At 35.4% G+C, this 22,966-nt stretch carries 22 protein-coding genes and 1 tRNA gene; 6 read left to right on the top strand and 17 right to left on the bottom strand.

Annotated features, from left to right (window positions below; genetic code table 11):
* Positions 1 to 17: 17 nt before the first annotated feature.
* The 12 genes from atpD to LAB100_RS00060 all read right to left on the bottom strand — a co-directional run bounded on the left by atpD (position 18) and on the right by LAB100_RS00060 (position 10,855).
* Complete coding sequence (gene atpD / locus LAB100_RS00115; protein ID WP_119326966.1) at positions 18 to 1,469, bottom strand: F0F1 ATP synthase subunit beta; 1,452 nt, start codon at positions 1,467 to 1,469, stop codon at positions 18 to 20.
* A gap of 20 nt (positions 1,470 to 1,489) precedes the next feature.
* Positions 1,490 to 2,407, bottom strand: a complete 918-nt coding sequence (locus LAB100_RS00110) for a F0F1 ATP synthase subunit gamma (RefSeq protein ID WP_119326967.1) — start codon at positions 2,405 to 2,407, stop codon at positions 1,490 to 1,492.
* A gap of 17 nt (positions 2,408 to 2,424) precedes the next feature.
* The gene (gene atpA / locus LAB100_RS00105) at positions 2,425 to 3,963 is read right to left on the bottom strand and encodes a F0F1 ATP synthase subunit alpha (protein ID WP_119326968.1); all 1,539 of its coding nucleotides are present in this window, start codon (positions 3,961 to 3,963) and stop codon (positions 2,425 to 2,427) included.
* A gap of 15 nt (positions 3,964 to 3,978) precedes the next feature.
* Positions 3,979 to 4,527 (bottom strand): ATP synthase F1 subunit delta, encoded by a 549-nt coding sequence (gene atpH, locus LAB100_RS00100; protein WP_119326969.1) that lies wholly within the window; start codon positions 4,525 to 4,527, stop codon positions 3,979 to 3,981.
* The gene (atpF, locus tag LAB100_RS00095) at positions 4,514 to 5,035 is read right to left on the bottom strand and encodes a F0F1 ATP synthase subunit B (protein WP_371851203.1); all 522 of its coding nucleotides are present in this window, start codon (positions 5,033 to 5,035) and stop codon (positions 4,514 to 4,516) included. The genes atpH and atpF overlap by 14 nt, the downstream gene beginning before the upstream one ends.
* 87 nt (positions 5,036 to 5,122) lie before the next feature.
* Positions 5,123 to 5,335: a F0F1 ATP synthase subunit C gene (gene atpE / locus LAB100_RS00090; RefSeq protein WP_010020175.1), complete on the bottom strand. Its 213-nt coding sequence runs from the start codon at positions 5,333 to 5,335 to the stop codon at positions 5,123 to 5,125.
* A gap of 23 nt (positions 5,336 to 5,358) precedes the next feature.
* Entirely contained in the window at positions 5,359 to 6,069 is a 711-nt protein-coding gene (atpB, locus tag LAB100_RS00085) for a F0F1 ATP synthase subunit A (protein ID WP_119326970.1), read from the bottom strand.
* 87 nt (positions 6,070 to 6,156) lie between these two features.
* The gene (gene upp / locus LAB100_RS00080) at positions 6,157 to 6,786 is read right to left on the bottom strand and encodes a uracil phosphoribosyltransferase (RefSeq protein WP_119326971.1); all 630 of its coding nucleotides are present in this window, start codon (positions 6,784 to 6,786) and stop codon (positions 6,157 to 6,159) included.
* Between the two features lie 11 nt (positions 6,787 to 6,797).
* On the bottom strand, positions 6,798 to 7,808 hold the full coding sequence (locus LAB100_RS00075) for an L-threonylcarbamoyladenylate synthase (protein WP_119326972.1): 1,011 nt from the start codon (positions 7,806 to 7,808) through the stop codon (positions 6,798 to 6,800).
* A 2-nt stretch (positions 7,809 to 7,810) separates the two neighbouring features.
* Positions 7,811 to 8,692: a peptide chain release factor N(5)-glutamine methyltransferase gene (prmC, locus tag LAB100_RS00070; RefSeq protein WP_119326973.1), complete on the bottom strand. Its 882-nt coding sequence runs from the start codon at positions 8,690 to 8,692 to the stop codon at positions 7,811 to 7,813.
* A complete protein-coding gene (prfA, locus tag LAB100_RS00065; protein ID WP_119326974.1) occupies positions 8,637 to 9,734 on the bottom strand; it encodes a peptide chain release factor 1 in 1,098 nt (365 codons plus the stop codon). The genes prmC and prfA overlap by 56 nt, the downstream gene beginning before the upstream one ends.
* Before the next feature lie 539 nt (positions 9,735 to 10,273).
* Complete coding sequence (locus LAB100_RS00060) at positions 10,274 to 10,855, bottom strand: thymidine kinase (protein WP_119326994.1); 582 nt, start codon at positions 10,853 to 10,855, stop codon at positions 10,274 to 10,276.
* Positions 10,856 to 11,008: 153 nt separating this feature from the next.
* On the opposite strand from LAB100_RS00060, the gene LAB100_RS00055 reads away from it, so the two are divergent.
* Positions 11,009 to 12,352: a Mur ligase family protein gene (locus LAB100_RS00055; RefSeq protein ID WP_119326975.1), complete on the top strand. Its 1,344-nt coding sequence runs from the start codon at positions 11,009 to 11,011 to the stop codon at positions 12,350 to 12,352.
* A gap of 22 nt (positions 12,353 to 12,374) precedes the next feature.
* On the opposite strand, the gene LAB100_RS00050 is transcribed toward LAB100_RS00055, so the two are convergent.
* The 3 genes from LAB100_RS00050 to LAB100_RS00040 all read right to left on the bottom strand — a co-directional run bounded on the left by LAB100_RS00050 (position 12,375) and on the right by LAB100_RS00040 (position 17,106).
* On the bottom strand, positions 12,375 to 13,343 hold the full coding sequence (locus tag LAB100_RS00050; RefSeq protein ID WP_119326976.1) for a serine hydrolase domain-containing protein: 969 nt from the start codon (positions 13,341 to 13,343) through the stop codon (positions 12,375 to 12,377).
* Between the two features lie 167 nt (positions 13,344 to 13,510).
* Entirely contained in the window at positions 13,511 to 15,385 is a 1,875-nt protein-coding gene (locus LAB100_RS00045) for an ABC transporter ATP-binding protein (protein ID WP_119326977.1), read from the bottom strand.
* Complete coding sequence (locus LAB100_RS00040; protein WP_119326978.1) at positions 15,385 to 17,106, bottom strand: ABC transporter ATP-binding protein; 1,722 nt, start codon at positions 17,104 to 17,106, stop codon at positions 15,385 to 15,387. Before LAB100_RS00040 ends, LAB100_RS00045 begins: the two co-directional genes overlap by 1 nt.
* Positions 17,107 to 17,203: 97 nt before the next feature.
* On the opposite strand from LAB100_RS00040, the gene LAB100_RS00035 reads away from it, so the two are divergent.
* The 4 genes from LAB100_RS00035 to LAB100_RS00020 all read left to right on the top strand — a co-directional run bounded on the left by LAB100_RS00035 (position 17,204) and on the right by LAB100_RS00020 (position 19,769).
* Positions 17,204 to 17,902 (top strand): CPBP family intramembrane glutamic endopeptidase, encoded by a 699-nt coding sequence (locus LAB100_RS00035; RefSeq protein ID WP_119326979.1) that lies wholly within the window; start codon positions 17,204 to 17,206, stop codon positions 17,900 to 17,902.
* Positions 17,899 to 18,126 carry a hypothetical protein gene (locus LAB100_RS00030; protein ID WP_119326980.1) on the top strand — a complete coding sequence of 76 codons (228 nt, stop codon included), beginning with the start codon at positions 17,899 to 17,901 and terminating at the stop codon, positions 18,124 to 18,126. Before LAB100_RS00035 ends, LAB100_RS00030 begins: the two co-directional genes overlap by 4 nt.
* Positions 18,127 to 18,197: 71 nt before the next feature.
* Positions 18,198 to 18,270: transfer RNA gene (locus tag LAB100_RS00025), tRNA-Glu, on the top strand.
* A 233-nt stretch (positions 18,271 to 18,503) separates the two neighbouring features.
* Entirely contained in the window at positions 18,504 to 19,769 is a 1,266-nt protein-coding gene (locus LAB100_RS00020) for a replication-associated recombination protein A (protein ID WP_119326981.1), read from the top strand.
* Positions 19,770 to 19,835: 66 nt separating this feature from the next.
* Here the strand turns inward: LAB100_RS00020 and LAB100_RS00015 are convergent, their stop codons facing one another.
* Complete coding sequence (locus LAB100_RS00015) at positions 19,836 to 20,399, bottom strand: TetR/AcrR family transcriptional regulator (protein ID WP_119326982.1); 564 nt, start codon at positions 20,397 to 20,399, stop codon at positions 19,836 to 19,838.
* A 128-nt stretch (positions 20,400 to 20,527) separates the two neighbouring features.
* Between LAB100_RS00015 and LAB100_RS00010 the strand changes: the two genes are divergently transcribed.
* On the top strand, positions 20,528 to 22,234 hold the full coding sequence (locus LAB100_RS00010; RefSeq protein ID WP_162894239.1) for an MFS transporter: 1,707 nt from the start codon (positions 20,528 to 20,530) through the stop codon (positions 22,232 to 22,234).
* 163 nt (positions 22,235 to 22,397) lie between these two features.
* On the opposite strand, the gene LAB100_RS00005 is transcribed toward LAB100_RS00010, so the two are convergent.
* Positions 22,398 to 22,793: a MerR family transcriptional regulator gene (locus tag LAB100_RS00005; protein WP_162894240.1), complete on the bottom strand. Its 396-nt coding sequence runs from the start codon at positions 22,791 to 22,793 to the stop codon at positions 22,398 to 22,400.
* Positions 22,794 to 22,966: the final 173 nt, after the last annotated feature.

Raw genomic sequence — 22,966 nt, 5'->3', positions numbered from 1 at the left:
ATTATCTCCTCCTATCGTTAATTGGCAACTGCTTGTTCAGTATTTTCATCTTCGCTATCAGCTGGTTTCCAGCCCATCTTCTTAGCTTTATCAAGAACGTCTTGAATTCCACCAACACCATTAAAGGCATCTTCTGGAACATCATCATATTTACCATCCAAGATAGCATGGAAGTCTTTAACTGTTTCTGCAACAGGTACATATGAACCTGGCACACCAGTAAATTGTTCAGCAACACTGAAGTTTTGTGACAAGAAGAATTGAATACGTCTTGCACGAGCAACGACAGTCTTTTCTTCATCAGACAATTCGTCCATACCTAAGATAGAAATAATATCTTGAAGTTCGTGATATCTTTGAAGAACCTCTTGAACTTGAGTTGCAACATCGTAATGTTCTTGACCAACAATTGCTGGATCAAGAGCTGATGATGTTGAAGCCAATGGATCAACGGCTGGATAAATACCTTGCTGTGTCAATCTACGTTCCAAGTTGGTTGTAGCATCCAAATGGGCGAAGGTTGTAGCAGGAGCAGGATCAGTATAATCATCGGCAGGAACATAAACGGCTTGAATTGAAGTGATTGAACCCTTCTTAGTAGAAGTGATTCTTTCTTGCAATTGACCCATTTCTGTAGCCAATGTTGGTTGATAACCAACGGCTGAAGGCATACGTCCAAGCAAGGCAGAAACTTCTGAACCAGCTTGTGTAAATCTAAAGATGTTATCGATAAACAATAGAACATCTTGTCCTTCAACATCACGGAAGTACTCAGCAATTGTCAAACCTGTTAAGGCAACACGCATACGAGCACCAGGTGATTCGTTCATTTGACCATAAACCATGGCTGTTTTAGCAAGAACACCGGATTCCTTCATTTCATAATAAAGGTCATTACCTTCACGTGTTCTTTCACCAACACCAGTAAATACTGAAATACCACCATGCTCTTCAGCGATATTATGAATTAATTCCTGAATCAAAACGGTTTTACCAACACCGGCACCACCGAACAAACCAACTTTACCACCACGAATATAAGGTTCGAGAAGGTCGATAACTTTGATTCCTGTTTCAAGAACTTCTGTTGATGTATTTAATTGATCATAAGCAGGTGCTTGACGGTGAATACTATTTCTTGGGAAATCAGCAGGGAATTCCTTGCCTCCATCGATTGATTCACCTAAAACGTTAAACACACGACCCAATGTTTCTTTACCAACTGGTACAGAGATTGGACCGGCAGTGTTAATAACTTCAGCACCTCTTTGAAGTCCATCAGTAGAACTCATAGAAATAGCACGCAAGGCGCCATCACCTAGTTCTAGAGCAACTTCAAGGGTAATTTCTGATCCGTCGCTTTTCTTAACTTTTAAAGCATCGTTAATTTCTGGTAAGTCTTCGCCTAGAGAAAACTCAACATCGACAACCGGACCGATTACCTGAATAACTTTACCTTTGCTACTCATTAATTTGGCTCCTTTCTAAACTATTCAAGTGCAGCAGCACCACCGATAATTTCGGTGATTTCTGTAGTAATTTGAGCCTGACGGGCACGGTTATAATGCAATGAAAGACCTGCAATAAGGTCATCAGCATTATCGCTGGCACTCTTCATAGCTGTTACAGAAGCGGCATGCTCTGCTGTTTTTGCATCCATCATTGCTCCTAAAACTAAACACTCAATATATTGAGGCACAATTGCAGATAGAACTGCTTTAGGGTTTGGTTCTGTGATGTATTCAGTAGCAACTTGTTGTTCTTCAGCAGTAACGTCATCAGGTTCTGTCAATGGCAAAAGCTTTTGGTTAGTAAACTTAGAAACCAATGAGTTAACGTGATGATTATGACAAATATCAATCTCATCGAACAATTCTGCTTGATACATTTGGAGAACATTCTTCATGATTGGAGTGATATCTTTAACTGTTGGAATATCAGGTAAACCACGATATTCATAACATACATCATAGCCACGTGCTTTAAAGAACTCGGTACCAGTAGCACCTAAGGAGATGATAGTAAATTTACTTTTATCGCCATTATATTTCTTTTCAAAAAGATCCATCATGGCTTTCAAAATATTACTATTGTATCCACCAACAAGACCACGGTCACTTGTAATGACAACGTATGCGGTCTTTTTGACTTCACGAACTTTTAGAAGACTGTTTAAACTCAACGGATCATCGGAATCATCAGTAATTGACAATTCTTTAAAAACATCGGCCGCTGTTAAATGTCTAACAATATCTTCAACCTTTTTTTCATACAATTGATAAGCAATAGATTTCTTTTCAATACGAGAGAGTTTAGCACCAGAGACCATTTGCATGGCCTTAGTTATTTGACCGGTTTTCTTAGTAGAAGAAATTCTTCTTTTAATATCCATAAGGGACTCAGCCATTATTTAAACCTCCTGTATTATTTTTCGTCTTGCTTACTATCTGAATCTGATTTTGAAGCCAAGAAGTTTTCTGTAAATTCACTTACAGCAGCTTTGAACTTGTCTTCATCAGGTAATGTACCTTTATCTTTGATTGTTTGTAAAAGATCTGCATGATTTGCATCAAAATATTCAGAAAGTGAAGCTTCATATTCTTTAATATCTTCAACTTTGATCTTATCCAAGAATCCTCTTGTCAAAGCAAACAAAATCAAAACTTGCTTTTGAACAGCAACTGGTGAGTGTACAGGTTGTTTTAGAACTTCCTCAGTACGACGACCACGATCTAGTTTTGCCTTTGTAGCTTCATCAAGATCAGAACCGAATTGAGCAAATGATTCCAATTCATGATATGAAGAAAGATCTAGACGTAAAGTACCAGCAACCTTCTTCATAGCTTTAATTTGGGCATCCCCACCAACACGAGAAACAGATGTACCAGCATCAATAGCTGGACGTGTACCTGAGTGGAACATATCACTACTCAAGAAAATCTGTCCATCAGTGATAGAAATAACGTTAGTTGGAATATAGGCTGACACATCACCGGCTTGTGTTTCAACGATAGGCAAAGCAGTCATTGAACCGCCACCTAAATCGTCACTCAACTTAGCAGCACGTTCTAGCAAACGTGAGTGCAAGTAGAAAACATCACCGGGATATGCTTCACGCCCAGGTGGTCTACGAAGCAATAGCGAAATTTCACGATAGGCATTGGCTTGCTTGCTTAAATCATCATAAACGATCAAAACATGTTTACCGTTGTACATGAAATATTCACCCATTGCAGCACCAGAATACGGTGCAAAGTAAAGCATAGGTGCTGGTTGACTAGGACCAGCTTCAACAACGATTGTGTAATCCATTGCGCCATGCTTTCTTAAGGTTTCAACTTGGGCTCTAATTGTTGATTCCTTTTGACCAATAGCAACATAAATACAAATCATATCTTCATCTTTTTGATTAAGAATTGTATCAATGGCAATTGATGTCTTACCAGTTTTACGGTCACCAATGATCAACTCACGTTGACCACGACCAATAGGAACAAGTGAGTCAACTGATTTCAAACCTGTTTGTAGAGGTTCGAAAACTGACTTACGTTGCATAACACCAGGTGCAGGTGATTCAATAGGTCTTGTTTTATCTGTCTTGATTTCGCCTAGACCGTCTACTGGTTGACCCAAAGAGTTTACGACACGTCCAATCATTTCATCACCGACTGGAACTTCCATGATACGACCTGTTCTCTTAACAGTATCGCCTTCACGAATTTTATCGTAGTTACCTAAAACGATAATACCAACATCATCGCTTTCAAGGTTTTGAGCCACACCAAAAGTACCGTCTTGGAATTCTAGCAATTCACTTGCCATAGCATTTTCAAGGCCATTAGCACGAGCAATACCATCACCGACGTATGTAACTGTACCTACTTCATCAACTGAGAGTTCATTTTTATAGTTCTTTAACTGTTCTTTGATCAGCGAACTAATCTCTTCAGTTTTGATGCTCATTCTTTTCACCTCGACTTAATTATTAACCAATAGCGTCTTCTTGATGTCGTTAAATCTCTTAACAACACTACCATCGACAACTTGATCACCTACACGGATTATAACGCCTCCGATGATAGATGGATCAACTATTTTCGTTAAATTTACTTTATTTACTGAAAATCTCTTTTTGACCACGGATTCAAGATTTTGAGTCTGGGCTTCATCTAAGTCAATCGTCGTAGTAACTGTAGCTTCAACAATACCGTTGTCTTCATCGAATTTTTCAATGAAAGCATCAGCAATTTCAGTAATACAATCCATACGATTGTTTTCAAAAACTAAACCGAGAAAATCTTGCATTAATTCGTTAAATTGACTCTTTAATGTTTCCAAGATCTTGAGTTTTTCAGTGCGAGAAATAGAACGTCCTGCAAGAGCAAAGCTCAAACTAGGATTTTCTTCGTAAACTGTTTTGAGAGACTTTAAGTCTGCCAACATTTCATCTACGGAATTTTGTTCTTCGGCTACTTCGTAAAGTGCCTTACTGTAACGCTTTCCCACTTGTTTTTTACTTAGACTCATTTACCGTCAACTCCTTAATATAAGAGTCGATTAGTGACTTTTGATCGTCTGCATTAAGCTCTTTAGAAATAACCTTTGAGGCAATTTCCAAAGATAGATTAGCTATGTCATTTTGTGCACTTGCCATAGCGTCTTCTCTAGCTTTTTCTGCATCAGATTTAGCTCTTTGTCTTAATTCTTCAGCTTCGCTATGAGCATCGGAAACGATAGACTTCTTTTGAGTCTCTCCGCTTTCCTTTGCTTTGCTAACAATTTCCACTGCTTCAGCACGTGAATTCTTAAGTGCATCTTCACGTTCTTTAGCCAACTTTTCAGCACGTGAACGTTCCTGATCCGCATAATCCAGATCACCAGTGATCTTTTCAGATCTGGCATCCATCATCTTTGTAACAGGGCTCCAAGCAAAATGCTTTACTAAGAGTGCCAAAATGATGAAAGAAATAAGAATGAAAAGCATGTCACCCAAAGCTACTTGATTAGCTCCGAGAACTAATAAACCTGCCAATATTCTTCACTCCTTCCTTTCTAATAAATACATAAACATAAAAAGGCGATTAATCAATTTATATCGCCAAGTTTTTAATTGTTGTATGTATTAAACGAAAAGAATAACGAACGCAATAGCGATGGCAATGATAGGAACAGCTTCGATAAGACCAACACCGATGAACATTGTTCCTCTTAACTTATCGGCTACTTCTGGTTGACGGGCCATACCTTCAAGAGTTTTTGAAATAACAAGTCCGTTACCGATTGATGCTCCAAGAGCAGCGATACCAGCTGCAAGAGCTGCCGCAATATCCTTCATAATTAAAAATCCTCCAATAAATGTTATTCTTGTTCCATTTTACGTGAAATATAAACCATTGATAAAGTGGTAAATACGTACGCTTGGATGGCTCCAATAAATACAGAAAAGCCTTGCCATACCATAGCTAATGGCATTGCTGCAACGAACGTTACAGCACCAAAACTTTTTGCAACAGTTCCAATAAGTGCAAGAAGTACTTCACCGGCAAAAATATTACCGTAAAGACGTAGTGACAATGTTAGGAAGTTGGTAAATTCTTCCAGAAGGTTAATTGGTAGTAAGAACTTAACCGGTCTCGCATAATTGGATAAATAACCACCAAATCCAAATTTCTTCACAGCATAATAGTGTGAGAGTAACAATGAAACCGTCGCAAGTCCCATTGTAATCAAAGGATTGGATGTTGGTGACTTAACATATGTGAAACCGCCAACCTTTACTTGGAAGAATAATCCTAATTGGTTCGAAACGAAAATAAATAGGAATAATACAAACGCATAAAGATTGAATTGTTTACCTGAACCGTCTGGCATTGCCGATTTTACAATACCGTTAGTAAAATCAATCATCCATTCGAGTACATTCTGTGCTTTGCCTGGCCTCATTGTGACTTTACGAGATAATGCAAACACCAAAATGAAAACAAGGACTGCAGAGACAAGAACTGACAAGTCATTTGCAACGTTGAATCTTAATCCTAAAAATTCAACAAACTTATACTTATCATCCAATAATAACCCTCCTTTCTTCGCTTATTGAAAACAATTGATACCACAAAATAATAACACTAAATTTTATATATTCAAACAACGAAATCGTTATTTTGTCCCAAATAATCTGTCTCCAGCATCACCTAATCCTGGGAAGATATATCCGCTGTCTGTAATTTTTTCGTCCAATGAAGCTGCATAGATATCAACATCTGGATGTGCTTCTTGAACAGCTTTAACACCTTCTGGTGCAGCTACTAATACAACTAAACGCATGTGTTTTGCACCACGTTTTTTAAGAGCTTCGATAGCCATATTAGCTGAACCACCAGTAGCAAGCATTGGATCAACGATAAATAATTCACGTTGATCGATGTCACTAGGAAGCTTTACAAAATATTCATGTGGCTTCAAAGTTTTTTCGTCACGATACATACCAATATGACCAACTTTAGCAGCTGGAATCAATTCAAGAACACCATCAACCATTCCAAGACCAGCACGCAAGATAGGAATAACAGCCAATTTCTTACCAGCTAAAACCTTTTGTGTTGATTTACCCATTGGTGTTTCAACTTCAACATTCTTCAATGGCAAGTCACGAGTAATTTCATAAACCATCAATTCACCAATTTCATTGGCAACTTCACGGAATACTTTAGTACCTGTGTGCTTGTTTCTAATAATAGTAAGTTTGTGTTGGATCAATGGGTGGTTCAATACTGTAAATTTAGACATGTTAAGTCTCCTTAGTTTTTATAATGTGTGTTGCCTGCTGATTTGTTCAAGCGGTTGCTATATGCTGCTCCATGACCTTCGTCAGGAAAACCTTGTGCCAAGATATATTCAACATGATCACCATCTAATTGACGTAGACCTGCAAATAAATCTCTAGATGCAGTAATTACATCCTGGCCAAGAGAATAAGTAGCAACTCCAGCTGGGACCTCTTTTAAGATCTCATCAGTTGCCATAATTCCTAAAGTAACATCTTTAGCTACATACTCAGCAATTGCTTGTGGAAAATCTTTTACATCATCAACAATGATGACTTGTGCGCTTGGTGCATAATGCTTGTACTTCATACCTGGTGCCTTTGGAACTTCACCGGCCGAAACCTTATGATGATCAGAATTAACATTATCAATAACTTTCAACAAGTCATCTGAATCAATCATTCCTGGTCTCAAAATTGTCGGTATATCTACTGATAAGTCAATTACCGTAGATTCAACACCAATTTTAGTTGGACCATCATCCAAAATAGCTGCAATCTTACCATGCAAATCATGATAGACATGCTTAGCTAAGGTTGGGCTTGGTTTACCACTAGTATTAGCCGATGGACCAACAATAGGTTTGCCAAAAGTCTTGATTAGATTCAAAGTAGCCTTATTATTGGGCATTCTAAAGGCAGCAGTCGTAAGTCCCCCTGTGACCGCCTTGGAAAGTTTCCCAGGTTGGATTGGCATAATAATCGTCAATGGACCTGGCCAAAATGCATTCATCAGCTTCTCTGCCAATGGTTTATAGCTGTTATCGGCATATTTCCAGACCATTTCAGGGCCAGAAACATGCACGATCAAAGGATTGTCACTTGGACGTCCCTTAGCAGCATAAACATCTTTGACTACATCAGGTCTAGTTGCGTCAGCTCCTAAGCCATAAACAGTTTCTGTTGGAAAAGCAACTAACTGTCCTTTGGCCAAGAAATCTGCAGCTTCTTGAATCTGTGTACTCTTGAGTATCTCAGTTTCCAATACTACATCTCCTTTTTAGCTTTTAGATATCGGTAATTCCCACTTATATCTTTATGAAATTCTACAACATAATCAGGTAAATTATCACAAAAAATCTGTTTTATTGCATTTTTTTGTCGAAAACCGAACTCCATATACAAAATACCATCGTCAGAAAGGTAATTATTTACTTCCTTCGTGATGTTCTCATAGAATTCTAACCCATTATCATGACCATATAAAGCTAAATCCGGCTCATATTTAATAACGCTTTGATCCATATCCTTTTTTTCATCTTCAGCAATATAAGGAGGATTGGAAACAATAATGTCAAATTGCTGCGGTTCGATACTTTTAAAAAGATCGCTCTGCTTAAAAAAAATGTTATTAGTTTGGTAATTATTAGCATTAAGTTCAGCAACTTTTAACGCTTCATCTGAAATATCCGTTGCCAAAATCTCATCTTCAGGAAACTCCAAACCAAGAGTTAAAGCAATAATTCCTGACCCCGTTCCAATATCACAAATACTTTTAGTTTCAGATCCATGCTCATCAATGATTTTTTGAACCATTTCTTCAGTATCTTGTCTAGGAATAAGTACATTCTCATTAACTGAAAAGTTTCGATTCATAAAATAGGCATAACCCAAAATATATTGAACTGGTTCATCCATTCCAAGTCTAGTTAAACCATCACGAAACTTTCGCATAATATCATTTGGAACATAATCATTTCGATGAAGTTGTAGTTGCGTATAATTGTATCCGCTTAATTCTTCCATTAAATACTCAGCATCTTCAGGAAATTTGTTTTGTTCCTTTAACATAGAAAAAGCCCCTTTCAGGGCATTAGAATAGTTTAGCTTCTCCACTTTGAATTTGCTCCAACTTCTTGGTTTGATCATCGACAATCAATGCATCAATGATTTCTTCCAGATCACCATTCATAATTCGATCTAGTTTGTTTAAAGACAAACCAATACGGTGATCAGTTACACGGTTTTGAGGATAATTATAAGTTCTGATACGTTCAGAACGATCACCTGTACCAACAGCTGATTTACGTTGTTCATCGTATTCGCTTTGGTTTTGTGATTCATAATAATCATAAACACGTGATTTCAAAATTTGCATAGCTTTTTGACGGTTTTGCTGTTGTGAACGTTGATCTTGCATAGCAACAACGATACCAGTTGGTAAATGGGTCATACGAACAGCTGATGAGGTCTTATTGATATGTTGACCACCAGCACCAGATGAACGGTAAACATCAGTACGAATATCTTTAGGATCAAGATCAATATCAACTTCATCATATTCAGGCATAACTGCAACTGTAGCAGTTGAAGTATGAACACGACCTTGTGATTCTGTAGATGGAATACGTTGAACACGATGTGCTCCATTTTCGTATTTTAATTTAGAGTAAACACTGGTACCTGTAATCATGACGGCAACATCTTTATAGCCACCAACTTCTGTATCAGTTTCATCAATGATATCAAAAGTCCAACCTTGCTTTTCAGCATACTTGCTATACATACTCAAAAGATCAGCTGCAAACAAACTGGCTTCATCACCACCAGCAGCTCCACGAATTTCCATGATAATATTCTTATCATCATTAGGGTCCTTAGGCAACATCAATAAAGTAATATTGTGTTCGACTTCATCAAGTTCCTTTTTAGAACTCTCCATCTCATCTTTAGCCATAGCTTGCATTTCAGCATCATCAGTTTCACGAAGAATCTCGTCACTATCACTGATGCTTTGTTTCAATTCCTTATAACGCTTAAAAGCAGCAACAACATCACGCATGTCAGCTTCTTCTTTAGAATAGGCCATGTAACGTTTTGTATCGTTGATAACTTCAGGATCACTCATTAATTCTTGGAGTTCCTGATATCTTTCAAGCAATGTTTCTAGTTGTTCAAATATTTTATCCAACTTTAACTATCCTTTCTTTTATTTATTAATCTTCGGTTTTTACTCAAGTTTGGTTACATAATATTAACTAAGTAGTTTGAATGATACCGTCGTCCGTAAAATCTCTGTGGACGCTGGAACGTGGTGGGCACAGATTTGAGCCAATTGAAGTTCACAATTGTCTTAAATACTGGCCTTGTTCTAAGTGGTTTCACCACTAAGAACAATTTCACCACTGAGCATCCACAGAGATTTCACTACCGACTAGTGTTTGGTTTCTAAAATTGTAATCAAAATTTCAAATATACAAATAAAGTTTCTGAATATTCAGATTTAAAAATGACTAAATTTCAAAACAATACACCAGTCCGGAACAACAAGAAAATGGGCTCAGTAGTGAAATTCTACTTAATTCGTGTACCTTGGGGATTTAGTAGAAGGCCGAGCTTGAAGACTGTTGGCATCGCCAAGAGGCTCCAAGTCGTGCCCACTACGTTCCAGCCCAATTTTATTGTTGTGGAGGACGGCAATTTTATACTATACCTAATTTGAGCAAGAGCTTAGTCTTCATTAAGCATTGGAGGATGGTTATAGTGTCGACGGCAGACTGGATAGTACATTGAATTACCACCAATTGAAATCTGTTCGCCGTCATAAACTGGTTTACCATTTGCCATACGCATATTCATTGTAGCTTTTTTTGTACAGAACCAGCAAATTGTCTTCATTTCTTCCAACTTGTCAGCGTACAACAAGAGATACTTAGTACCTTCAAACAATTCATTTTTAAAATCATTTTTCAGGCCAAAGGCCATGACTGGAATTCCTAAATCATCGACGACCTTAGTAGCCTCTAAGACCTGATCTTTAGTCATAAACTCACATTCATCAATCAAAACACAAGCCGCATTAGGGTTTTCTGCTTTTACAATGTCAAAAACGTTCGAGTCATCTTCCAAGGCAATTGCCTCTCTAGTTAATCCCATACGACTCTTTATTTTTCCAGCACCGGAACGAGTGTCTAAAATACTAGTCATCAAAATAACTGACTTACCTTGTTCTTCATAGTTATGGGCTACCTTTAAAATCTCGATAGATTTTCCACTATTCATAGCACCATATTTAAAAAATAATTGAGCCAAATTTACGCCTCCAAAAATATGTCCTTCAAGATTATAACGAAAAAATTGGCTCTTGAACATATCAAACATTTCCCAATTTCAAACAAAATCAACTAAAATGTAGGTTAGGTGTGATAATATTATTTTAATTAATTCAATTTGGGGTTTTTATTAATGACATTCAAATCAGGTATTGCAACATTAACAGGAAAAACATCGTACTTTATTTTAAGCAAGTTCTTCAATGGCGGTTCTTCATATCCCGGCAAAATTGCTTACAAAATTGATCCAGATATTTTAAAAAGTCTGGGTAAAGATTACGATTTAATCGTCGTTACCGGTACAAACGGTAAAACTTTGACAACATCTTTGATCAATAAAATGTTGATTCAAAAGTATGACGACGTTTTAACTAATCCAACCGGATCAAATATGATCCAAGGTATCGTCACTAGTTTTGTGACACACCATAAGAAAAGCAAGAAACCATTAGCTGTTTTAGAAGTTGATGAAGCTAACGTTCCTATCATCTGTAAATATATCAAGCCAAAGTATTTTGTGCTAACAAATATTTTCCGTGATCAAATGGATCGCTATGGCGAAATTTATACCACCTATCAAAAGATCCTTGATGGAATTAAACTAGCTCCTGACGCTACAATTATTGCCAATGGTGACGCTGCTATCTTTTCATCTAAGAAATTACCAAATAAAGTTGTCTATTATGGATTCTCAGATAAGGGTCATGAAAAAGAAGACTTTAAGGCACCTACTAATACAGATGGCGTGCTTTGTCCTAACTGTAACCACATCATTCATTACCACATGATTTCATACGCTAACTTGGGTAGTTATTTCTGCCCTAATTGTGGATTTAAACGCCACGAATTAAAGTACCAAGTAACAAATATTTCAACTCTTTTACCTAACAAAACTGAATTTGAAATTGATGGCAATAAATTTACGATGAATATCGGTGGTAAGTATAATGTCTATAATGCCCTTGCCGCTTATGCAATTGCTTCGGAAATGGGTATCAGTGTTGCTCAAATGCAAAAAGCCTTCGCTTATGACGAAAAAGTCTTTGGTCGTCAAGAAACAATCAATGTTGATGGCAAAGATGTTAATATCATCTTGGTTAAAAATCCAGTTGGTTTAAATCAAGTTATCGAAACTGTTCTTAGCGATAAAAAGCCATATTCGTTGGCTTTTCTACTGAATGCTAACTATGCTGACGGAATTGATACAAGTTGGATCTGGGACGCTAATTTTGAAGACTTCGACTATGATAAATTACCATTAGTTATCACTGGTGGAAAACGTGTCAAAGACGTTACTTATCGTTTCAAGATTGCTGGATTAGATATGAAAAAGAATATCGAAACAGTTGAAATTGAAGATTTTGTTAAACAAATTCCTAAGATTCCAACTGATCGTATTTATGTTTTAGCTACTTATACCGCTATGTTGGGATTACGTAAGGCACTTAGTGATAAAGGTTATATAAAACAAAAATAAAGACAGCCTAACGGCTGTCTTTTTATTTGCTCTCATTTAAAAAAGAATTCAAAATTGTTTCTCGACGTTCCAAGAATAATTGGTTATTTTGAATTGGATGAACACGGTTAGTCATCACAACCATAGCAGTTTGATGTTGATAATCTAAAGCAATAAACTCACCCGTATAACCGGTGTGAAATAAAACATGTCCTGAACCATCAGGTTTCACATCCCAGCCTAGTGAACGACCTGGGTCTAATTCTGTAAAGTTATGATATAGGAATTTTTTATCCGATTTCAACATATCTTTTGCAAATTGCATTACATCATCAAGTGTTGCAAACATTCCTGCAGAACCACAGTGTTTTCCCAATTGACGAGCCTTAGGATCATTGGCAATTCCTTGCAACATCTCTCCATTGACTTCATACGTTGGCACACAACGCTTAGGATCTGGTTCAAAAGTAGCATCTTTTAAACCCTCCGGTTCAATAATATATTTCATAATTGCGTCTTGCACTGGCATTTTATAGTATTTTTCAATTACTAAACCTAAAAAAATCAAGCCTGTATCCGTATAAACGACCTTCTTATTAAAAGAATCGGTTACAGGTAATTTTAACAACGCTTGAATCAATTGATCACTATCTAAACTGTCACGATTAGGAATATAGCCATGAATTCCTGAAGTATGAGTTATCAAGTGAAACAATTCTACTCGATCATCAGAAAATTCGGGTAGATATTTTTTTATTGGATCATGCAAATTGATTAGTTTCTCATCAAGCATCTTTAAAATCAGGGGTACGGTTCCCATTACTTTTGTTAATGATGCTAAATCGTGCAATTCATCGCCTCTGAGCGGTAAAATTTTCGGAACCCATGACTTATTCCCATAAGTACACTCTTGGCTCTGTAATCCATTTATGAAGCCAAAACTAGCTCCAGGAACGATTCTTCTATTAACTAAATCTATGATTTGTGCTTTAGTTTCTTCAAAATTTGCCATAAATCTACCCTTCATAAAGTTAAAATAAATGAAAAACAGAACGTAATTCCTGGCGTATAAAAACAAATCCCCATGTGACAACCACATTCAATGGTCATCACACGGGGATTATTATTCAGAAATTGAGCGATACTTTGTCCCGCTCTTTAATTATATATCTTAATATTTTACAAAGCGACATTCCCAGCAAATTGTGAATTATAAAGATCAGCATAGAAACCATTCTTGGCCATGAGTTCCTCATGGTTACCTGTTTCGACAATTGATCCATGATTCATAACGATGATCTTATCTGCTCCTTGAATAGTTGACAATCTGTGGGCAACCACGAAACTAGTTCTATTCTTCAAAAGACGTTCCATCGCATGTTGAATATGTAGTTCAGTTCTAGTATCGACTGAAGATGTAGCTTCATCAAGAATCAAGATCTCAGGGTTAGCTACGAAAGCTCTAGCAATTGTAATCAATTGTCTTTGACCTTGAGAAATATTAGATGCTTCTTCATTCAAGACTGTGTCATAACCATCTGGCAATTGACGAACGAAATTATCCACATGAGCCGCCTTAGCTGCTTCTATAATTTCATCTCGAGTAGCATCTTCACGACTGTACTTCAAATTATCATAAATTGAACCGGTAAAGAGCCAAGTATCCTGCAAAACCATTGCATAGTGACTTCTAACCTGTTCTCTACTCATATTACGAATATCCTTGCCATCAAGTTTAATTGAACCGCCACTAACATCATAGAAACGTTCAAGTAAATTAATGATAGTTGTTTTACCAGCACCAGTTGGTCCAACAATAGCAACCATCTCTCCTGGTTTGACATTCAGATTATAGTCTTCCAATAAGATTGGATTACCTTCGTAACCAAACTTAACATGATCCAACGTTACTTTGTCGTCAGTTTGAACGTCAGGTACATCTACTTTAGTATTTTCCATTTCAGGTTCATCTAAAATTTCAAAAACACGTTCAGCAGATGCAACTGTAGCTTGAATAGTATTAGTTAAATTGGCTAATTGAGCAATTGGTTGTGAAAATTGATTCATATATTGCAAGAAAGCTTGAATATCACCTAAAGCAATTCCACCATTAGCAACTTGAATACCACCATACATGGCTACAAAAACATAACCCAAGTTATTTAAAAAGTTCATCATCGGCATAACAATACCAGAGATCAATTGAGCTTTCCAAGAAGCTTTGTATAGCTTAGCATTTTCTTTTTCAAATTCATCAATTGATTCTTGTTCATGATTAAAACTCTTTACAACTACGTGTCCTGAATAATTTTCTTCGACTTGATTATTCAAAAGTCCTAAAGAAGCTTGTTGACGTTTAAAGAATTTCTGTGATTGCGGTGCAATAAGACCAACAACAATCAAACTTAAAGGCACAGTTGCTAACGCAATCAAAGTCAACTTCCAGCTAATTGTAAACATCATCCAAATAATACCAACAAAGGTAACCGAACTAGTAACTAATTGAGTCAAACTTTGTTGCAATGTTCCAGCAATATTATCCATATCATTGATAGCACGTGACATAATATCACCATTAGAATGTGAATCATAATAGCTAATTGGTAATCTTTCCATCTTACCTTTAAGATCACGTCTTAACTTATAAACTGTTCGTTGTGAAATACGTGTCATTACAAATTGTTGAATAAAATTAAAGGCAGCAGAAGCCAAATACATCATAATAACGATGAAAATAATATGTTCAATTTTATCGAAATTGATAGGCAATCCATTAATTTTAATACCAGCTTTTTGCTGAGCAACACCAGTCATCAAGCCTTTATAAATTTCAGTTGTAGCCTGACCCAAAATCTTAGGAGTTTTAATTTGGAAAACTGCTGAAGCAATCGCTAAAGCCAATACAACTACAATTCCGACCACATAAGTCGACATATATTTAGCCAAACGACCACTAGTCTTCCAAAAATTCTTTGGTTTAACGACAATTGCTGGTCCACGACCTGGACCATGTCCATGACCCATTGAAGGAGATTCAGTCTTTTTCTCAGCCATTACTTACCCTCCTTTAATTGAGACTCAATTATTTCTTGGTAAGTCTTATTATTTTCTTTTAATTCTTGATGAGTTCCCAAACCAACCATCTTACCATTATCAAGTACGACGATTTGATCAGCATCAGCTACAGTTGAGATACGTTGACCAACAATAACTACAACTGCCTGACTGATTTTTTCATCATTCTTTAAAGCCGTTCTCAAATTCAAATCAGTCTTGAAATCAAGTGCTGAGAAAGAATCATCGAAGACATAAATTGAAGCATCTTTGACTAAGGCACGAGCAATAGCTAGACGTTGTTTTTGTCCACCAGAGAAATTATCCCCGCCTTGTTCAACTTCACCGTCTAATTGACCATCAAGTTCCTTAACAAAATCAGCAGCTTGAGCAATTTCCAAAGCATGCCAAATCTCATCGTCGGTTGCTCCTTCTTTACCATAAGCCATATTATCTCGAATTGTACCTTTGAATAAAATAGCCTTTTGAGGGACCATCGAAACCCGACTGTTAATATCTTCAGTACTCAATGCTTTAACATCAGTCCCATTTAAACTAACAACACCTGTTTCAGCATCATAGAAACGTGGAATCAAGTTAATCAAAGTACTTTTACCAGAACCAGTTCCACCAATAATAGCTAATGCTTGTCCTTTGGTAACCTTGAAATTCAAATTAGCTAAGGCCAATCTTTCGGCACCATGATATCTAAAATTAACATCATTGAAACTTAATGATGGTTCGTCCTTGACCTTAGCTGGTTTAGCAACTACATCAATCTTACTTTCTGTTTCAAAGACTTCCTGAATACGTGCAGCTGAAGCTGAAGCACGAGGAACAAAAACGAAAACCATTGATAAAATCATAAAACTCATCAAAATTTGCATAGCATAAGTCATGAAAGCAATCATATTACCAATTTGCATTGATTGATTAGCAATATAATGAGCTCCAAGCCAAGTGATACCAACATTAGTACCACTCATAACTAAGGTAACAACTGGAAACATAATCGCTACGATACTAAATACTTTGACCGCGTTATTTGTATAGTCTGCATTAGCATCTTTAAAACGATCCTGCTCAAAAGTATCTTGTCTAAAAGCACGGATAACACGAACACCAGTCAAACCTTCACGAAAGACCAAATTCAAACGATCAGTTTTCTTCTGCATAGCTTTGAAAAGCGGTACCGCAAAGAACATCACTAAACCAACGATTACAATTAAAATAGGAATTGAAACCAAGAAGATTTTAGTCATTTCAGCATTCTTCTGATAAGCCATAAAACTAGCACCAATTAACATAATTGGCGCCATGATCATCATTCTAAGCATCATGATCATAACGTTTTGTATTTGAATAACATCATTAGTTGTTCTGGTTGTTAATGATGAAGTCTCGAACTTGTCGAATTCATCGTGTGTAAAGTATAATATTTTCTTGAACAAATCGGATCTTAATTTTCGACCTAATCCCTGCGACGCTTGTGACGCCATCAAAACATTTCCAAAAGCCGCAATTGCCGTTATAAACGAAACTACGACCATCTCGATACCAGCATGAATGATATAGTTAGTATCACCAGTGATAACACCTTTGTTAACAATGTCTGACGTTAGATTAGGAATGTATAACGTTGCAATAACTTGAAAAATCATAAAAATGACCGCACCAAGTACTTGCCAACTATTGATCCTACCTCGAGCAATCTTGAACATTTATTCACTCCCTTTAAAACTCACTTATAGCATTATAGTATTAAAGCACTAATCACTAAAAAATTCTAATAATTATCATAAAAAAGGCGGTATTTTAATGAATAATACAAAAGATACTTATCATCCTATAAAAGTTATACTTCATATTATAGCCTTTTTAGTTTTATTTTTAATGGAACAACTACCATTAAGTATTTTAACTTTAACAAAAAAAGAACTTGGGACCAAATATGAATCTTATTTAAAAATTGCTCCGATTATTACTATTATATTGTTGATCATATCGGCAACAGTAATAATTTGGACCTTCAAAAAAGCTCAAAACTTCCCTACACAAAAATTTACTAAGGGAACATGGAGTATCATTATCGTTGCAACTTTATTAACTTTACTGATCAACTTTGCTACGGTACCTTTCATGCGAAATTCTAACGCTAACGTTGATGCCTTGAAACTAGTTGCTAACAACAGCATGATAATATTAATATTCTTTACCATCTTCGTAGCACCAATCCTTGAAGAAATACTTTTCAGAGGAATTTTCATGAACTGGTTTTTTGTTAATAACCCAATATTGTCAATCATAGTCAGTGGAGTTATTTTTGGATATGTTCATGCACCCTTCGGTGCAGGTACCGACTGGATCTACGCCCTTTCAAAAGTACTATTAGGAGTAGTTTTAGCTGGCGTGTATTATAGAACTAAAAATATCAAAGCCGATATTACCGTTCACTTTTTAAATAACTTTTTGGCAATATTAGCTGGAGCAATAGCTTCAGGAGTTATCTTACTATGAAAAACAATCAAAAAAAATTCAATGAAGTCTATCAAGATTTATTACGAAGAATCGTTATGTTTGGCGTTCTTTCAATGCTTCTAATCGCTAGTGCCCGTGTAACTGGTTGGATCATTATGGAATATGCTGGATTCGCCAGTGCCATTTATACGATTGTTTTAATTGGTATGTTGATTTACGTTTTAATAATTAAAACTAAAGATGCAAATAATAATCGAAAATAATTAAAATAAAAACAACAATTCATATTGACAGAATCACTTGTTTACAGGTAAAATTATGGGTGTTGTTTAATTGCCCGTTGGTCAAATGGTTTAAGACGCCACCCTCTCAAGGTGGAGTTATGGGTTCGATTCCCATACGGGTGATTTTTTTGTACCCAAAATATTTTATACAGGCTCTAAGTCCTGATAAATCAATGTTTTAAGAATTCATAATTTTATTAAGTTTGACCAAATGCTTAGTCAAACTTAGTCAAAAAAAATATTACTATTGGGGCTGATAGCTATCACAAATATGTGGTAGCTTTTTTCTTGCAATAATGGAACCATTGATAATAAAATTTCAAATAATAAAATATCATTATGAAAGGACTAAAAAATTGGCATTCAAAACACCTTTAGCCGACCAAATGCGTCCACAAACGTTATCTCAAATGGTCGGTCAACAAGAATTATTAAAACCAGGACAGCCATTAAGACAAATAATTGATCAACATGTAAATATTCCTTTACTGCTGTGGGGACCTCCTGGGACTGGAAAAACTAGTCTGGCTCAAATCATAGCTAAAGAAAATAATTACCCGTTCGAGTCATTCAACGCTTCAACTGATAACAAAGCCAAATTAACCAAATTAATCGACAAATATCCTGACGATTCATTCGTACTACTAATAGATGAAATTCATCGTATGACTAAAACCTTGCAAGACTTCTTATTACCTTATTTGGAAAATGGGCACGTTATGTTGATTGGCTCTACCACAGAAAATCCGATCATGTCGATTGTTCCAGCAATTAGATCTCGATCACAAATTTTTGAATTTCAATCTCTTAGTGATGAAGATATCGTCACCATGTTAAAAAGAGCTACAACTGAAATTTATAAATTGGATGAACAAAAGATTGAAGATAATGCCCTAAATCTAATTGCAATTTCAGCTGATGGTGATTTAAGAATTGCTTTGAATACTTTGGAAACACTTCATGCTCTGAATCAAACTGAATTAACTGTTGAAGATGTGAAAAGATTTGCCCAACAGCAAAACTTTAACTATGACAAAAAAGCCACTAAACATTATGACTATCTTTCGGCCTATTCTGATTCAATGGCTGGTTCTGATACTGATGCAGCGTTATATTATTTAGCAATATTATTAAAGAATAATGACTTGCCATCAGTCGTACGAAGATTACGTGAAATACCATATACTTATATCGGTCTGGCTAATCCTCAACAAGTTACTCAAATTGTCACTGCTGCCAATCAAGCTGAAAAAATCGGTATGCCCAAGGCAAAATATCCGCTTATGTTTGCCACAATGTTAATGTGTATCTCTCCTAAATCTGGATCATTTGATGAAACTTGGGAAAAACTGGATAAAGATACCGAACACCCCAACGAACATCCGATGCCAAGAGGATTACGCGACATGCATTACAAACACTCCGAAGAAATTACCGGTGGTGGATTAATAGATTCACCTTTTGAAGCTCCCTATCAAATTGCCCAACAGAATTACATGCCTAAAGGTCTGAAGGGACGACGCTATTACTATTCTAAAAACAACAGTAACGAAAGAAGATTGGAAAAACAGTATTTGAAATTACATCGCTATATTTATCAAGAAGATTATCATGAAAATTAATCTAAATCATGATATTTTCAAAAAAGGAAGCTAAGAAATTTCGTACATGAATTTCTTAGCTTCCTTTTATACTAAACCCTTTATAATTCCAATCGTCTGCTGTGCCATTGTTTCGGGTGACTCTTCACAACCAGTAGCAATCCAATAAAGAATAACATTTAAAAAACCATAAAAAACAAAGTGAACACCAATCTGTTTTTGCAAAGGTGTTTGCCATCGTCTCCAACTTTGAGTGTCATTTTTAATTCCTTCAACAAATTGCCGTGTTAATTTATCTGCTAAATAACCGGTTAAATGGGCACCTACCATAATTGCGATATAATCATGGTTCGTCTCGAAATATTTAAAACAATAAAAAAGTAAATCATGTAAATTAGTAACATGCCTCTGAACGATATTTTTCTTATAATCCAACATAATATCAGTAATGGTATCATCAAGAACCTCTTTTTTAGACGAATAATTTCGATAAAATGTTGGGCGAGATATTTTAGCAGTTAAAACAATCTGCTTAACAGTTACTTCCTCAAATGGATACATCTTTAACAATTGCATGAGTGCATCTTTGATCCACAATCTAGTTTGCAATTGCATTCGTGTTACATTTTTACAACTTATGTCTCTAGTCATTACATTCACTTCCAATGTATTAAAAACGAGGAGTTTAAATATATTTAGAGCTCTAAATATTTAATAATACCCTTGTTGATACAAGTGTATCAAAAAAATACATAAGTTACAGTTAGAAGGTAGAAATATTGACAACGCTAAAAAAGAGATTAAGTATTTTTACATTATCATTTATAGGTTTTTTGGTTATTTTGGATACGAACATTATGAATATTGCTATTCCAGAGATACAAACAGGATTACACGCATCTCTAACGGACTTATCTTGGGCCATTAATATTTATACGATTTTATTTGCTTCATTTTTAATTCCCTTTGGCCGGATAGGAGATATTGTTGGACATGTAAAATTATTAAATATGGCTTTAATAGTTTTTGCAGTAGGTTCAATAACCAGTGGTTTGGCCACATCCTTAAATATCTTATTAATCGGTCGTGCCATTCAAAGTATTGGTGCAGCAATAATGTTGCCATCAGGAATGATTCTAGGATTTAAACAAGTTGAAAAAAGTAAACGTAATAGAATAATTGCAATATTTGCCGCTACACAGGCTCTAGGCGCTGCTCTTGGACCTACAATTGGCGGATTTGTTTCTCAATATTTTGGCTGGCACTGGGTTTTTCTTATCAATATCCCATTAATAATAATTGTTCTAATATTGAATTTACTACTACTCTCAATGAAAAATGAAATGATTAATAGAGTCCAAATTGATTTTGGTGGAACAATCGTAATTGCCAGTGCTTTATTTTTACTAACTTTATCTCTAGTAGAAGGTAGGAACTGGAACTGGCTTAGCTTTAAGACTATTAGTTGTTCTATAGCATCTCTGCTGCTATTTTTAATTTTTCTTTATCATGAACATCGTAGTAGTGATCCAATTATTCCTTTAAAATTATTCAAGAATCGTAATTATATTGGGGCTAACATAGTAATATTAATTACTTTTGTCGTCTTAGCAGGTTTTATCGGTATTATTCCAACCTTCTTGACTAAAGTGATTGGTATTTCTGAATTACATGCAGCCCTATTAATCACTCCTATGTCAATTACATTACTATTTTCAACACCTATCGCTACTAAGCTAGTAGGAAAAATCAATAGTAGAATATTGATTGGATTCGGTATTATCATTTTAAGTACTTCTGTCTATCTATCTAGTCGATTAAATCTAGAAAACAGTTATAATCAACTTTATTTAATTGATATATTATTGGGACTAGGTATTGGTTCAATAGCCGGACCAACAATGTCCATTGCAGTTGGACGCTTAGAAGGAACAGAATTAACAGCAGCTCAAAACGTTTTGAACGTTATCAGAAACATTGGTGTAATCATTGGTATTGCACTCTTCCTTTCATTATTAGATGGTAATATAGATTCAGCTAAACAAAATATTTACACCTATTCAACAAATAGAATAGAAAATTCACAGCTACCTAAAGAACTACAAATCAAAATGATCACTAAAATCAAAAATACTCATAAAAAAAATCAAATCAATTCACAAAGTATCTCACTTCCACAAATAAATCCCAATCAAACAATCAAAATGGCAAAAGCTAAAACAAATAGTATTATTATTGCTAAATCCAAAGATGGTGTAACTTTACCTATAAAAATGAGACGGCAATTATATCAAAAGGTCTTAGTGAATACTCAAAAGAAAGTTACAAATATTAATCGCAATTTAACAAATATTTTTAAAGATATAAAGAGACACATTCATAATCAATTAACGAACGCATTTTTAAAATTGTATAAGTGGGAATTACCCTTTATTATATTGAGTTTCTTAGCCATATTTATTTTTAATAAAAATATCGAATCATAACTTCAAGGACAATTCGATTTCTTTACTGAAAATCATTTTTCAAAGTTAAAACATACAAATAAGATAATTAAGACAAAAGAACTATTCAACCTAGTTTAATAAATAAACTTAATTTCAGTTAACAATTTATCAGATCACTCTTTAAATAGGTGATCTTTTTATTTCACTCAATTGTGCCAAAATTATTAATAAACTGTTCCATATCAGTTTGAGAATTATTCAAAGCATTACTCATCTCATCAGTCACACCTAGCAACTGCTTATAAAAATCACGTTTCTTTTGAAATTCAATTCTTTTGGTCCTAATAAAATTTGCAGTATCAATATGACAATCATCAGTCACAGGTTTATCTCGTAATTCCAAAACCATTTTTATTTCCCCTAAAGTCAAACTAGCTTTTTGTAAATTACGGATAATCGCAAAAGTCTTCTGATCTTCAATACTAAAATTTCGATAATTATTCTGATTTCTCTTGGGCTTCAACAAACCCATTTGATCGTACAATCTCAACGTATCTCTAGTAGTTCCAACCTTTTGGCAAAACTCTGCAACATTCATTTTAATATCTCCCACACTATTTGACTTGGGGGTTAAGCCCCATGATACTGTCTGATTACTTAATAAAGAAACCAGGTAATATCAAATGAATCTATTTAACGCGTAGTGCTAGCTTTGTAATATAGAAATATTAAGTGATTTTCAAGCCACTATTTCCGGTCAAAATCTGTTTA

The sequence above is a fragment of the Companilactobacillus musae genome (assembly GCF_003967595.1).
Classification (GTDB): Bacteria; Bacillota; Bacilli; order Lactobacillales; family Lactobacillaceae; genus Companilactobacillus; species Companilactobacillus musae.
The sequence above is the reverse complement of the archived record's forward strand: the minus strand, read 5'-3'. Positions and strand labels throughout refer to the sequence as shown.

Bases quoted from the DNA above. Each gene is read 5' to 3' on its own strand.
- atpD (WP_119326966.1), bottom strand. From the start codon at position 1,469: ATGAGTAGCAAAGGTAAAGTTATTCAGGTAATCGGTCCGGTTGTCGAT.
- LAB100_RS00050 (WP_119326976.1), bottom strand. From the start codon at position 13,343: ATGGCAAATTTTGAAGAAACTAAAGCACAAATCATAGATTTAGTTAAT.
- LAB100_RS00040 (WP_119326978.1), bottom strand. From the start codon at position 17,106: ATGTTCAAGATTGCTCGAGGTAGGATCAATAGTTGGCAAGTACTTGGT.
- prmC (WP_119326973.1), bottom strand. From the start codon at position 8,692: ATGATCAAACCAAGAAGTTGGAGCAAATTCAAAGTGGAGAAGCTAAAC.
- upp (WP_119326971.1), bottom strand. From the start codon at position 6,786: ATGTCTAAATTTACAGTATTGAACCACCCATTGATCCAACACAAACTT.
- LAB100_RS00035 (WP_119326979.1), top strand. From the start codon at position 17,204: ATGAATAATACAAAAGATACTTATCATCCTATAAAAGTTATACTTCAT.
- atpA (WP_119326968.1), bottom strand. From the start codon at position 3,963: ATGAGCATCAAAACTGAAGAGATTAGTTCGCTGATCAAAGAACAGTTA.
- atpE (WP_010020175.1), bottom strand. From the start codon at position 5,335: ATGAAGGATATTGCGGCAGCTCTTGCAGCTGGTATCGCTGCTCTTGGA.
- LAB100_RS00045 (WP_119326977.1), bottom strand. From the start codon at position 15,385: ATGGCTGAGAAAAAGACTGAATCTCCTTCAATGGGTCATGGACATGGT.
- LAB100_RS00005 (WP_162894240.1), bottom strand. From the start codon at position 22,793: ATGAATGTTGCAGAGTTTTGCCAAAAGGTTGGAACTACTAGAGATACG.
- LAB100_RS00030 (WP_119326980.1), top strand. From the start codon at position 17,899: ATGAAAAACAATCAAAAAAAATTCAATGAAGTCTATCAAGATTTATTA.
- atpH (WP_119326969.1), bottom strand. From the start codon at position 4,527: ATGAGTCTAAGTAAAAAACAAGTGGGAAAGCGTTACAGTAAGGCACTT.
- LAB100_RS00055 (WP_119326975.1), top strand. From the start codon at position 11,009: ATGACATTCAAATCAGGTATTGCAACATTAACAGGAAAAACATCGTAC.
- LAB100_RS00110 (WP_119326967.1), bottom strand. From the start codon at position 2,407: ATGGCTGAGTCCCTTATGGATATTAAAAGAAGAATTTCTTCTACTAAG.
- LAB100_RS00015 (WP_119326982.1), bottom strand. From the start codon at position 20,399: ATGACTAGAGACATAAGTTGTAAAAATGTAACACGAATGCAATTGCAA.